Below are 14,357 nucleotides of genomic sequence, written 5' to 3' on the forward strand. Positions count from 1 at the left end.
GACACACTTCGCCACGGGCAAGCACCAATGGCATGCTCTTCCGGTGTTGAGGCAGTTGGACGACGGCATCGAGATCACCGCCGAGGCCGGGCTTGGGTCGGTCCGTCTTCGTTGCGCCGAGCGACCGTGGGACGACGAGGTACTTGACCTGCGGTGCGAGTTGGCCGATGACGGCGTCAGTGCCCTGGCCTGGGTCCGGACGCTCAATGGTGACGGGATCTTATCGTGGGCAGCCGAGCTCGCTGAGTCGTACGCGGGGTGGGACGACGTGCGAGCCTGGGAGTCACTAGAACATGACCTCCGCATCGACGCGACGCATGACGGCCGAGGCCACGTCAGTCTCCGTTTCGTCATCCGGGGCCCGCGGGGCTACGACCCGAGGGCGTGGGAGGCATCCGTCATGGTGTCTCTTGACGCCGGCGAGGACATGCGACGTCTCGTCGCCGAACTCAGCAACTTGGTCTCGTAACGCGGCCCCGACGTCGGAAGCCTCCCTCGTATGGCGGAGCGGCTGGTCTCTGTCGGGGTCCGGGCGATGGCATGCTGGCACACCGACTACTGCCGAGATGGCCGGATCCGGCCAGTAGCGGGCCAGCGCCCGCCGTCTACGAAGGGCTGCACAACCCAGTAATGAGCGGCGGCCGACGGCACCGGGCCGACGGCGAGAACCCACTCGTCGCCGAGCATGCCGATACGCCACGCCGACACGCTGGCCGTGTGGGAGGAGAACGGCCGGCTGGTCGTCGTCGACCTCACGCGCCGCCAGGCCGTCGCCCGCCTGCGTACGCGTCCTGTGAGCGGCGCGACACCACTCATCGGTCTGCGGGCCACCACCACTGAACAACGCGCGTGCGGCGGCAGAACGGGCCCCGGTTGCCGTCCGGAGCCCGTTCCGCTCAAGCAGGACGGCGTTCAGCTGATGTGGCCGCTACTCCCGGGCCTACCCATCTCGGGCACCCGCAGCGCCGCGACCGATCAGCATCCCCCGCCGCCGGACATGGCGTTTCTGCAGATCGAAGGAGGACGAGGGCGATTGTCCCCAAAAATCGGGGATCGAGGGATTCGCTCGTGGAGCGTGATCGTCTGCGTTTGATCCGGAATCCGCTCGTCGAGCCAGCGGGACCAGAACTGCTTATTTCGCCAGTTTTGATACGCTTTCGAATAACCAAAGATCGGGTGGCGGGTAAGCGATTTGGCCGAGGTGGTGTTGGTAATGGTGATTGTCAGGTCCGCGGCGCCGAAGTCATCGACGTTGCTCGCCTTCCATTTCACTCTGTAGGACCCCATCATCGCAACCTCCAGGTTTCCGTAGGTAGGCTGATTGAGAACGTGTCTTCCAATAACCATCAGCTCCTTGAAGGCAGTTGTAGCGTTCTTGGGATCCCCGAGACTCTTGCCGAGGTCACCCTGAATCTCGCCGGAGTGTATGAGCTTCGTTATTTCCTCGATGGCCTTGCGGAGGAATGGGTCTTTACGGAGCTGTTCGGCGAAGTAGTCGCCATCCTTGAATTCAAAGTTCATCCCCCGCTTGTTGAAGAACTCGCGCAACAGGTCCTCTGCGTTCAGGTCCTTCCATGCCTTGTAATTGCCGCCGGTCCTGATGCCCGTCGGCTTGCCGACGGGACTCTTCTTCCATTTGTCGGTCCGGCCGGCCCAAATTCGCTTCGAGCGAGACTCCGCCTCAGATCGAGTCATTCGGCCGGCCGCGACCTCGTCGGAGATCAGACCGGTGGGATCGGATCGGGTGACCGGAGAGTTGTTTGCGTAGTTGTAGGGGTTCCACTGTTGCGGGTCGGCGGTGTCGATGATGGGGTCGACGGAGATGAAACGGCCGATGGTCGGGTCGTAGGAGCGGGCGCCGACGGTGGTGAGCCCGGTCGGGCTCATCGGCTTGTTGAGGAAACCGCGGTTGTCGGGGTATGCAGCGGTGGTGCCACGGGGTGCGCCGTAGGGCGTGTACTGGCGCCAGGTCGGTGTCTGGGCGGTGCTGTCGAGGTAGAGGGCCGGGGTGCCCTGGTGGTCGGCGAGCGCGAAGGTGTAGTTGCTGCCGCCGCCGGACCGGATGCAGGTGCCGCCGCCGGGCAGCGCGTAGTAGCGGTCAACGTCCATGACGCCGGTAGCGGTGCTGAGGCTGAGTTGTTGCCCGGGTAGGTAGAGGGTGGTCTTGCCGGGTTCCCTCTGCAGGAGCAGGTTGCCGTCAGCGTCGTACAGGAAGGCGTTGGTGCCGCTGCTTCCGCCGGTCACGTCGGTGAGTTTCCCGGCGTCGTCCCAGGTAAGGCTCTGCAAGCCCTGGGCGGCATCGCGACCTGTCATGTTGCCGGCGGCGTCGTACGAGTAGCCGGTGGTGCCGGTGGTGCCGCCGGAGGAGCTGGTGGCGGTGAGGGTGTGGGGTTGGCCTTGGCCGTTGCCGTCGTAGGTGTAGCTGGTCGTGACGTCACCGGCACCGGAGAGACCGCGCTCGACCTGTTTCGTGCGGTTGCCGATCGCGTCGATCTCCCAGCTGGTCCAGTACGCGCCGCCCCCACCGACGTTGTTGCCCACCATGGACCGATTGCCGCCGGTAGGGGTGGTCGCGCAACTGTCGGTGGCCGTCCACGCTTCGGTGAGCCGGTTCAGGCCGTCGTAGCCGTAGCACTGCGTTTCGGCTGCCGCGCCGTGACGTTTGCTGATCTTCTGGTCGATCTTGCCGGACAGGTCGTAGCGGTACTGCTGCTCGTCGAGCGGGGTGGCAGCCGTGCTGCTGGTGGCCTTGCTGACCAGTTGCTTGGCCAGCCGGCCGGTGTGGGTGTCGTAGGTGTTGGTGACCAGGGCGAAGCTCGTCGAGGAGCCAATCTTCTGCTGGTTGGCCCGCCCCCACGCGTCGTAGCTGACGTGCTGGCTGTAGGCGTCGAGGCCAGCGAGGGTCGTCGGCAGGTCCAGCAACCCGGAGTACCCGTGCAGGACGGTCTCGGCCGGCAGACTGCCCGTGGCCGGGTGACTGTCGCTGAGCGGCAGGCCGAGCACGTCGGTGTAGCTGTGCTCGAAGACGTACGACCCCGCCAGGGCACCTTCGCTGTCGGGGATGGTGATGGTCTGACCGAGGCTCTTGCCGAAGACGTTGAAGTCCTTCTGTTGGGTGGTGTACGCCTGCCCGCCCCGGTAGGCGATGGTGGTGGTCAGTTGACCGACCGCGTGGGTGACCCCGGCCACGTCGTTGCTGTTGTCATACACCCACTTCGCCCGTTGGTTGGCCGGGGATTGGTTCGCCACCGTCGCCGCGAACTCGCCGGTCTTGCGGTTGAGCGCGTCGTAGGTGTTTGACAGGACCTTGCCCCGGCCGTCGGTGACCTGCTCCAGGTTGCCGTTGGCATCGTAGGAAAGGCTGCTGTCGCCGGCGTCCGGGTCCGACTTGGCCACCAACCGACCGAGCAGGTCGTACGTCGATGTCCACACATTGTTCTTCGCGTCGGCCAGCGTCGTCTGGTTGCCGCGGGCGTCGTACCCGTAGCTGCTGGTCGTGGTGGTGCCGCCGGTCAGCGTGTAGGTGCCGGTGAAGGTGTCGGACGGCGGCGTCACCGTCGGCCGCACCGGGTATTCCACGAGCTGGGTCTTCCGGTCGAGCGGGTCGGTGATGGTGGTGGCCACCGTGCCCCCGTCCGGGGGGACGACGGTGGTGCGGTCGCCGTGGTGAACGGTGGTCGTGGTCGACACGGTCACCCCGTTCTTCGCGGCGACGACGACCACCGCCCGACCGAGACCGTCGTAGGTGGTGAAGGTCTGGTTCGGCACCTGCTTGTTCAAGCCGGTCGCCGACACCGGGGGGCTCACCGTCGGCAGGGTGCTGTTGTCCCACCATCCGTTGTACGAGGCTCGCGTCCAGCCTCGCGTGTCGTAGAACATGTCGGTGATCAGGCGGCCGCCCTGCGGGGTGATCGCCTGCGTCTGCCGCTCCCGTAACAGGGCGTCGTACAACGTCACCGCCGTCTGGTAGCCGTTCGAGTTGTTCAACGTTCGGCTGGTCACCGCGGTGACACCGGTCTTCGAGACCGTGTACGCGAAGGTGTGGTTCGCCGGGCTGCTCGTCGGTCGCGAGTGCAACCACACCGACGTCGACCGGCCCACCGCGTCGTACTGCTGACGGGTCACCACACTGTTCGCGTCGGTGCTGGTCAGTGTGCTGCCTCGGCGCGGGTTCACCGTCGTCGACGACGTCTGCTGCGAGGGGTTCGTGCTCGACGCGCCGGTCACCAGGCCCACCGCGTTCGTGGTGTAACCGGTGGTCGACTTGTTGCCCTTCGCGTCGTAGCTGTCGACCACCCGCCCCCACGCGTCGTAGGTGCTGCGGCCGGCAGTCTGCCAGGTGTACGCCCCGGAGGCGTGGTCGGTGGCGGTACGGGTCATCGTCACGTTGCCCTTGGACGGCGCCGTCGTCTGCGGGAACGTCTCGGCGAACGTGGTGTCGTCGTAGAAGGTCCGTTCGGTCTTGACGACCTGCGCGGGCCGGTTCACCGTCGCCGGGGCGGTCAGCGTGTTGACGCTGCCCGGTGTCGAGGCGGGGTTGCCGGCGGTGAACCCGCCGCAGGCCACCGCGACGGTCTCGACCTGGGCAGTCAGGCCGAGCAGGTTCTTACCCGTGTTGGCCGGCGCGTAGGTGTAACTCGTACACCGGTCGTACGTCGGGTTGGTCGGCACGGTGTAGGTGTAGCTGTGCTTCAGTGCCCCGAGGGTGGCGCTGGCGGTGCTCGCGTCGTAGCCGTGCTCGGTGGCGGTGTACCGCCACGTCGGTGACGCACCGCTGGTCACCGCCTCCCGGGTGTAGGTCTTGAGCGTCTGCACCCACTGCGCGGTCAAGGCCGGCAGACCGCTGCGGGCCCGGGTCGCGGTGGCCCCGGACGCCCAGTACGACGTGATCGTCGACGTGTCGACCCGCCCGTTCTCGCCGACGTACTCGGTGGACTCCAACTCCCGGCCGGCGAACTCGTCCACGTCCTCGTGCACCCCACCGGCGGAGTCGGTCACGTTCACCGCCGTCGTCGAGTTGTTCTTCGACATGCCCCGGTAATAGGTGACCTCGGACTGGGTGCGGCGGTCGTTGACCCCGTCACCGGTGAAGGTCTGGACCTTGGCGTAGCCACGGAACTGGCCGTAGCTGCGGTACTTGGGCTTGACGACCTCGTTCTCGTCATAGCGCCAGGCCGCGCCATCGAGGTACCGGTAGCTGGTGGTCAGCGCCGGAGCGCCGCCGGTCGGGTCGGTGGAGGTCACCCGGGTGACCGCGTACTTGTGGAACCAGTCCCGGTGCGGGTTCTCGTATCCGTCCGGCATCCAGTAGACCGGGTAACACGACTTCGTGTTCGACGCGGGCGACTGCGACACCGGCGCTGTGCAGGGCACCGGCAACTCGTAGCTCGGGGCGATCACCGAGCCGGTCTCCGTGGTGATCGTCGAGATCCGTTGCCGGTAGAACGATGGCAAACCGCCCGCGGTGTCCACCCGGTTGGGCAACTTGATTCCGCTGAAGCTCACCGACGGCAGCGTGATCGCCTCCGGCGATCCACCCGCACTCGTGTCGTGCCCGGTCCGGACGATCGACGACAACCACAGCGTCGGCGAAGTGCCGTCGCCGGTCGCCGGCATCGTGTGCGTCAGGGCGTAGGAGTCGACCTTCTCGTGCTTGCCGGTGCCAATGTTCCACTGCTGGGTCTCGATGGAGGCCAGCCGCACCGTGGAGAAGAACGACGGACTCCAGCTGTCGCAGTCCGTACCCGAGGCGCAGATCAGGTCGAACGGCACGTCCGGCCAGTTCGCCTTGTTCGCCGAGTTCAGCGGCTGGCAGGTCCCGGACAGACACCGGTCCCCGGCGTGGAACACCACCCGGTTCGGCACCGTCCCGTACGCGTCACCGTTGCGGAATCCGTAGTCGATCCGGCTCAGCCACGAGTCCCGGATGTAGGACACGTCGGTGGCGCCCCTGTTCCGACCGTAACGGTTCGCGTCCTGCCCGTAGTAGTACGCCATCGCGTTCCCGTGCACGTCCACCACGTGGTCCAGGCTCCATCGGTACGCCATGGTGCACACCGACGCCGAGAACCCCGCCGGGTCGTAGCACGGATCGCCCTCGTGCGGTGAGTACACCGGCGCGTAATCCACCGACTTCGTCTCCGGCTTTCCCGACGTCCAACCGGGTAGCCGGTTGCGACCGAACTCGTAGACGGTGCCGTCGCGCAGCGTCACCCGCCAGTAGTCGGTGTCTTCCGTACCGGAGCCGTTGTTCGAATCCGTGACCCGGGTGACGACCTCACCATTGTCCGACTCCGGCTTCCATATCCGCTTGCCGGCATCCCAGACGAGCACGGTGGAGGAACCGTTCAACGACATGGTCAGAATCGACCCGTCCCAGCACCGGTCGGACGTCTTCACCGGCGACGCCCTACCGCCTGGATCGTCCTGGCACGACGCGAACGAGTGCTCGATGAACGATCGGCCCGTCGACCAACCGTCGCCCACCCAGGACGACTGGGCACTCGTCGATGCCGTCTGACCATCCACGCTCGCCGAGTCGTAGGAGAGGTCCACCGACGGCACCAGCTCCGATGCCGCGGGCGGCACCGCGATCGGATACGAATAGGTGAACGAGCCGGTGCTGCCTCCCCCGGTCCACGACCCGGACGGCTTGAGGTCCGTGGCCGCGTAGGTGCCGCCCTTGCCGCCCTCCTCGCCGGCATCCGCGACGGCCGCCAACACGAGGGAAACCCCTTCGGTGGAGCGCGCATTCGTGCCACCTGACCACAGGGACACCTCCGCCGACACCGACTGGGCCGACACGTCATTCGACGACACCAACGGCGTCCCCGACCGGCAGCCGGAAACCGATGGGGTGGTCAAGGCGCACGCCGGGAGCCGCACCAGACCCAGCCGCGATCCGTAGTTGCCGCCGAACGCCTCCGCGAACCCGGCGTAGTCCAACCCGACCCGCACCACGCCGCTCGCCTCGGCGGCACCAGCCCGCACCGATAGCAGCACGCCCTCCACACCAGCGGCCTGCGCGGCTGCCTGATCCGCGACGCGTACCTCGATCTGCTTAGGCCCCTGGTAGGCACCGTCACGCGCGACCGGGCGCACCCACACCGGCGCGTCCGCGGCGCGCACCCGCTCGCCGGCGGTCGTCGGGGCCGCAGCGGCGTCGAGCCTCAGGCGTGACGTCACCGCGGTCGGCCAGGCGGTCCGAGTCGGCCGGTAGGTGCTCTTCGCCGCGTTCGGCGGTGTCACGAATTTCGTCGGCAAGGGCTTGACGCCCTTCACCGACGGGGCCGGCTCAGCGGTAGGCATGGCCGGACTTCTCGACGCGGCTGCTGCCGGCGTCACGGTCATCATGCTCGCCACCAGCGAACCGGCGACGACGAAAGCGACGGTGGTCCGCCCGAATGCGGACACCCTGGTTCGACCGAGCCTGTTCATGCAACCCCACCTCAAGCGAAGATCGACAACAGGCCACGCTCAAGTGTTTGTTGCACACCCCCGTGGCGGTGACAACTTCTCACGTGCACCGCCGGCAAGACATCGATGAGACGCATGGTTGACTCAAATCAGTCACAATTCAACCTTAATGAGAACAAATCACAGCCAAACAATGCGCCTAGGGCTCCCCGCCTGCGTATTAATTTGCTTCACTGTGGCCGCCAGCCGACGCGGAATCCGTGGACCGGTGGCATCACATGGGGGAGGTACCGTGCTGTCCACGTCTCACGTCCGGTCCAGAACACACTCGCTCCGCAGCGGAGCCATCGGTGTCACCGTCAGCGCCGTCCTGATCGCCAGCCTGCCGATATCGGGCTCGTCGGCCGCCGCCGCACCGCCGCCCGCTCCCACGTCGCGGCCCACCAGCCCACTCGACGCGGACGCCGCGATCGATACGGCGAAGCGGACCGGCAGGCCGGTGGAGGCGACAGCCGCGGGCACCCCGACGTCCACCCTCACTGCCCGCCCGGATGGGCTGCTGGAGTTGACGCAGTCAGCAGTGCCGACGCGCAAACGGGTCGACGGCGTCTGGAAGGGATTGGACGCGACCCTGGTCCGGCAGACCGACGGAAGCATCATCCCTTCGGTCACCACGAACACGATCCGCCTGTCCCCCGGCGGGACCGGCCCCATGGCGGAGTTGACCAGCGGCGATCGGGCCGTGGCCTTCACCGCGCCGATGTCGCTACCGGCCCCAACCCTGGATGGTCCGACCGCGATCTATCGGGAGGTGTTGCCCGGGGTTGACCTGACCGTGCGGGTCACCACCGAAGGTGGTTTCTCCCACGTGTTCGTCGTGAAGACCCGGCAGGCTGCCGCACACCCGCAGCTTGCAGCCCTGAACCTGGCCACCACCACCACGGGCGTCACCCTCACCTCCGACCGGGCCGGAAACATCACCGGCCGGGACCGTACGGGCGCCGCCGTTCTCACCGCGGCCGCACCGAGCATGTGGGACTCCACCGCCAGCCGTGCCGCCGAACCCACCGCCGCTCAGGGGCAGGCCAAGTCGGACATCACCGCCCCGAGCCGCGCCGCACGGACCGCCCCGATCGGCGTTGCGATCACCGGTGGCGCACTCGCGCTCAGTCCCGACCGCAACATGTTGACGTCGAAGGAGACCGTGTTCCCGGTCTACATCGACCCCACCTTCGTCTGGACGCCGGTCGGCCCACGGATGTCCGGCTGGGCGACCCTCTCCTACTACCATCAGTCCACCAACTACTGGAAGAACACTCCCGACCCCCTCGGTCGAATGCAGGTCGGCAACTCCGGGGTCCAACACTCCAACACGCTGATCAACTTTCCCGTACCCCATGGCACTCTCCAGAGTGCCGAGATCAGCTCCGCCAATTTCAAGATCACTAATACCCGATCGTGGAACTGTGACGACAAGACCGTCAACATCTACGGACCCAGCACCACACTGACCTCCTCGAACGCCAGGTGGAGTTATTGGGAAGGCGTCAGTAAGGGCTCCGCCATCGCCTCGAAGAGCTTCGCCTACGGCTACGCCGGCTGTGCGACCAATGCCGTCTCCTTCGACATCACCAGCAAGATCCGCAGCGATGTCACAGACAAACGAGCGACCCGCACCCTCTGGATGGTCGCCGCGAGCGAGGCTTCCGACACCCGGAGCTGGAAGGAATTCGACGAGACCAGCCCCACCCTCACCATCCTCTACAACCACACACCCAACAAGCCCACGAACCTAACCACCTCCCCCAAGACGGCCTGCGCCGGAGGCTCCTTCGTCGGCGACAGCGGCGTCTCGCTGTACGCGCCGGTGTCCGATCCCAACGGCGGCACGCTGGGTGTCTCGTTCAAGCTGTGGAAGAGCAGCGACACCACCGAGACGGCCCTGGCCGCGTCCAATCCCAGCCTGCTGACCTATCCGTCCGGAAGCACGGCGGTGCTTGTCGTTCCGGTGGCCACATTGCGTACCGCCGGCGGCGGTGCCGCCACCAACTTCTCCTGGAAGGTGCAGGCGACCGACTTCCGCAGCCCGAGTGACTGGTCGGCCACCTGCACCTTCACCTACGACCCGTCGCGGCCTGGGTCACCGACGGTCAGCCAGCCGAACGACGGGGAGACGGTAGTCGGCCAGCCATGGACCTTCGACGTCACACCCGCGCCAGGGACCACCGTGCCGAAGGGCTACGTCTACCAGGTGAACGCCGGCCCACCGGTCGACGTGACCGCCGACGCCGCCGGCAACGCCACGATCACCGTGGCACCCACCCGCTTCGTCAACACCCTCTCGGTGACCAGCGTGTCCGCCGGCGGCAACTTCGGCGACACCGCCAGCGTCACGTTCAATTCGACTCCGGCCGCCAACGCCGCCGAGGGCGACCTGACCGGTGACGACTCCCCCGACCTGCTCGCGGTGGGCGGCCGGTACGCACTGCCGTCCGGGCTGTGGCTCGCTCCCGGAGGCCACCGGCAGGGCAACGTCGTGGCCACCAACATCGGTGCCCGTGGCAACGGGGTCTCCGGCTCCACCAACCCCGAGGACCCTGGCAGCAACAGCCCGGCGGACTTCAACGGCGCCCAGGCCGTCACCGGTCGTTTCTTCGGCGAAGGCTTCGAGGACGTCCTGGTCTACTACGGCAGCGGTCCACACACCGGCGGGGCCAGCATCCTGCGCGGCAACGGGGACGGTTCCGTGATCGAAGCCCTCCGCAGTGGCGTCCAGCAGAGCATCGTCGCCGATCAGCTCCGCGACGAGAACGGCAACTCACCCCAGCAGTTGGTCAATGCCGGCGACAGCCGCGCGACCGGCTCCACACTGCCCGACCTGATGGGCATCACCGGCAGCACCGAACACGGCTACCACCTGACCTACCACCCCAACCTGGGTGTGCCGGGCGGCTACCTCCTCAACCAACCCACCACCGCCCTGACACCCGCCGGTGACACCAACTGGCACAACTGGCGGATCGCCACCACCCGGACCGCCACCGGCAGCGCGATGTTCCTCTGGGAACGCACCACCGGGGCCCTGCACCTGTGGACCGCACTCGCCTTCGACGAGAACACCGGCCAGCTCACCTACGACGCCCACAGACTGCGAGCCGACGGCTGGAACACCGGTGCCGACATCGACCTCCGGGCAGCCGACATCGACACCGACGGCACACCCGATCTCTGGGTCACGACCAATGGCGGCCAGACCACCGAGTGGCGCGTCAGCGACCTCACCGGCGCAAGTGGTGCCATCACCGCCCAACCCAGCCTCACCATCATCACCGCCGACCACGCCTGGCAGCTGAACGACTCCGCCACCGGGACGGTCGGCGCGGCCAGGGACACCGCCGGCACGCTGCACGCCACCGGCACCCCCGGCGCCACGTGGAGCACCGGCGACCTGTTCGACCCGGACGTGGCCCTCGACGGCACCAGCGGCACCCTCGCCACCAACACCTCGGCCGTGCCCACCAACGCCGCCTTCACCGTCTCCACGTGGGTGAAGCTCAAATCCCACGGCGGCACGGTCGTCTCTCAGGACGGCACGAACACCGCCGGCTTCAAGCTCTGGGCTGATTCGAGCGACCAGTCATGGCGCTTCGCCATGTCACGAAGCGACGTGGCGAGCCCGATCTGGGACACCGCCAGCGCCAGTGCGGGTTCGGCGCGACTGGGCGTCTGGACGCAGCTGACGGCGGTCTTCAGCCCCGCCGCCGGCAACCTGCACAGCATGTTTCTCTTCGTCGACGGCCGCAACGTCGCATCGGCCTCCCACGGCACCCTGTGGAACACCACGAACGCATTCCGCATCGGCGCCGCGAAGACCGGATCGAGCAGCTATGGCGGCTACCTGAACGGGGAGGTCTCGCTGACCCAGACCTGGGACGTGGCGACGATGGGCCCGGACCCGGTGGCCCACGACCTCAACGGGGACGGTCGAGCGGACATCGTCGCCGCGGACTCCTCGGGAAATCTGTGGCTCCACCCGAACACCGGCAACGGCGGAATGTCGACGTTCGGCACAGCCGTCAAGATCGGCAGCGGTTGGGCGAGCCTACGGTGGAACATCCGGGACTGGACACTCGATGGTCGTGCCGATGTCCTCGCCATCCCCTCGGACGGGTTGCTCTGGATGTATCCCAACGTCAACGGGGCGCCGAGTTACCCACAGCGCCGCCGGATCGGCGTCGGTTGGGCCGGCTACACCCACGCCACCGGGCACGCCGACGGCGACCGAAGCCCCGACCACTTCGGCATCAAGGCGTCGACCGGCGAACTGTTCTACTACCCGGACGGATGCTGCAAGATCCTCGTCGGGAGATCCGCCTGGACGAACTACCGCATCTACCCGGCGGACTTCAACTCCGACGGTCGCGACGACATCGTCGCCATCGACGGCTCCGGCGGACTGTGGTTCTACCCGAACACCGGGCAGGCGGGACTGGCAATGTTCGGCACGCCCCGCCAGATCGGAACCGGCTGGTCAAATCTTCGGGTGACGATGGCCGACATGAACTCGGACGAAACGTTGGACATTGTCGGCGTCGACACCAGCAACAACGTGTGGCTCTATCCCGGCACCGGGGCAGGCGGCCTCGCCAGCCGTGTCCAGATCGCGAGCCACTGGACCACCACCAGCGCCAAGGCCATCGGCTGAGTTCCAGATTCACCCGGATCGGGTGGCGCCGCAACTGCCGCCGGCGCCACCCGATCCGGACCGGAGGCGTCCACCAATTCGATCGAGGACGGTGCGCGTGAAGATCCTTCGAAGTCTCACGGCGACGGTGGTCGCGGCGGCCATGTTGACCGTGGTCAGCCCTGGTACGGGGAGCGCCTCCGGAAACGGTTGGTACGACAGGTACGTGGCGATGGATGCCGCGTTCGGTGACAGCATCTACACCGGCCCGGACAGCGCCACCCTGGCGTGGGGCGAGAGCTACGTCCTGAACAGTTACCTGGACGTGTACGAACTCAGCCGGGACACCCGGTGGCTGGACAAGCTGGTGACCCACGTCGACCAGATCATCGCCAACGCCGACGATGACGACAACGACGGCTACCTCGGCTGGAGCACCTCCCGATACTCGCCAGACGAGGTACTGAACACCGGTTTCGAGACCGCCGCCTCGGGTGATTCGACGATGGCGGCGAACTGGACGCGCTGGCAGACCACCAGCGCCACGGCACGCCGTACCACCGATCGGGCCAGCGGCGCCTACGGCATGCAGATCAACTCCGACGGTGCCGCCTGGCGCCGGATCTACCAGCAGCTCGGCACGTACGAGCCGAACACCGTCTACGACCTGACGTTCCGGGCGAGGACCAACGGCTCGGCCGCTGGCGGTCGCGCGCACATCATCGACCGGACGACCAACACGGTCCTGTGCTCGACCGCGTTCACCAACACGACCTGGGCGACCCACAGCACCGAATGCCGCACGCCGTCGGCGGCAGGGCACGACCTGCAACTATTCCTCGGGCACAGCGACTATCAAATCTCCGGCGGCAGCGCGTCCTTCGACGACGTGACCGTCAAGGGCCGGTTCCCCTACATCGTGCACGACGGGATGATCGGCACCGCGATCGCCAAGTTCGCCCGCCTCGTGCACGGTCAGCCGTCGCTGCCCGCGACCTACGCCGAGCAGGCGGCCACATACCGAGCGTTCCTTGAAGACGAGATCGTGCCCCGCTGGGAGTCCAGCCCCTACATTGGGAACACCTGGATCTCGACGGCCGGCACGTACACACAGCCGCCAAACTTCGACTCGTTCTCCCACAGCCCTCGGCCAGCCAACGACTACCTGCCGTACAACCAGTCCCTCGCCTACGGGCAGATGCTGCTGGTGCTGCATCAGGTGAACGGAGACGCCACCTACCTGGACCGGGCCCGCCGCACCGGCCAGTTCTTCAAGGGCAGACTCACCCTCAACGGTGACGCCTACACGTGGACGTACTCGCCGCAGAGCACGGCGGTCGAGGACACATCACACGCGAACATCGACGTCGGCGCGGCGCGCGAACTCTACGAGAGTGGCAACGTCTTCACCGCCACCGACATGCAGCGCTTTACCAACACGCTGACCCAGTTGATGTGGAACGGCTCCCTGACGACGCCACGAGTGTCGAAGTTCGTCAACGGTACCGGTGACGAGTCGTTCAGCTGGCGCCTTGTCGAGTGGCTAGAGTACGCGCAGTGGGCTAAGAATATCTTTCCCATCGCCACTCAGCAGTTCCAAAATTCGAACAATGGTGCGGTCGAAATGTTGATGCTCACGCGGATCATGAAATGGGACCGCTCCAAAGTGGTCAACCAGGGGTTCGAACTCGCGACGAGCTTCGACGCCACCCAACCAGCGCAGTGGAACCGGGCCGGCTCGAGCGCCAGCACCGCCTTCCGCGACCCGGCGAACGCCTACGAGGGCCGCTACGGCCTGACCGTTCGCTCGGTCGGCGGTGCTGCCCAGCAGGTGAATCAGGGCTGGGAGGGCTGGCGGGCCAACGCCACGTACACGTTGAGCTTTGTCGGGAAAGTCGCCGGAGCGGCCGGGGGTCGAGTATGGGTGCTCAACGAGACGACCGGGACCATTTTGGCGAACGTGCCGATCACGACCACCGATTGGACTCCGGTAGCAGTCGACTTCACCTCGCCGAGCGTCGCCACCCAGGTGGTGCGGGTGTACGTCGGCAATACGGATCCCACGGTCACGGGCACCGCACACCTCGATGCCGTCAAGATCCGCGTGGCCGGGGACACCTGGTAAAGGCTCTGGCTTGCGGCGGTCGACCGGGCTCGGACCGGTTTTGGGCCGCCCTTGAGGGCCCGGACATGGGTTCCGTCGATCACCGCCCGGGACATGTCGAGCTGGTCGGCGGCTCTCAGCTTGCCGTGCAGG

At 66.8% G+C, this 14,357-nt stretch carries 4 protein-coding genes; 3 read left to right on the top strand and 1 reads right to left on the bottom strand.

Annotated features, from left to right (window positions below; all coding sequences use genetic code 11):
- The first annotated feature begins 43 nt into the window (after positions 1-43).
- Positions 44-469: a DUF6228 family protein gene (locus KBX08_RS25980; RefSeq protein WP_210785977.1), complete on the top strand. Its 426-nt coding sequence runs from the start codon at positions 44-46 to the stop codon at positions 467-469.
- A 506-nt stretch (positions 470-975) separates the two neighbouring features.
- Here the strand turns inward: KBX08_RS25980 and KBX08_RS25985 are convergent.
- On the bottom strand, positions 976-7,308 hold the full coding sequence (locus KBX08_RS25985) for an RHS repeat-associated core domain-containing protein (protein ID WP_247670065.1): 6,333 nt from the start codon (positions 7,306-7,308) through the stop codon (positions 976-978).
- A 400-nt stretch (positions 7,309-7,708) separates the two neighbouring features.
- Between KBX08_RS25985 and KBX08_RS34495 the strand changes: the two genes are divergently transcribed.
- Both KBX08_RS34495 and KBX08_RS25995 read left to right on the top strand, forming a co-directional pair.
- Positions 7,709-12,121 (top strand): FG-GAP-like repeat-containing protein, encoded by a 4,413-nt coding sequence (locus KBX08_RS34495; RefSeq protein WP_210785979.1) that lies wholly within the window; start codon positions 7,709-7,711, stop codon positions 12,119-12,121.
- Positions 12,122-12,218: 97 nt separating this feature from the next.
- Positions 12,219-14,225: a carbohydrate binding domain-containing protein gene (locus KBX08_RS25995; RefSeq protein WP_210785980.1), complete on the top strand. Its 2,007-nt coding sequence runs from the start codon at positions 12,219-12,221 to the stop codon at positions 14,223-14,225.
- Positions 14,226-14,357 lie beyond the last annotated feature (132 nt).

The organism is Micromonospora sp. H61 (genome assembly GCF_018070325.1).
Lineage (GTDB): Bacteria > Actinomycetota > Actinomycetes > Mycobacteriales > Micromonosporaceae > Micromonospora > Micromonospora salmantinae.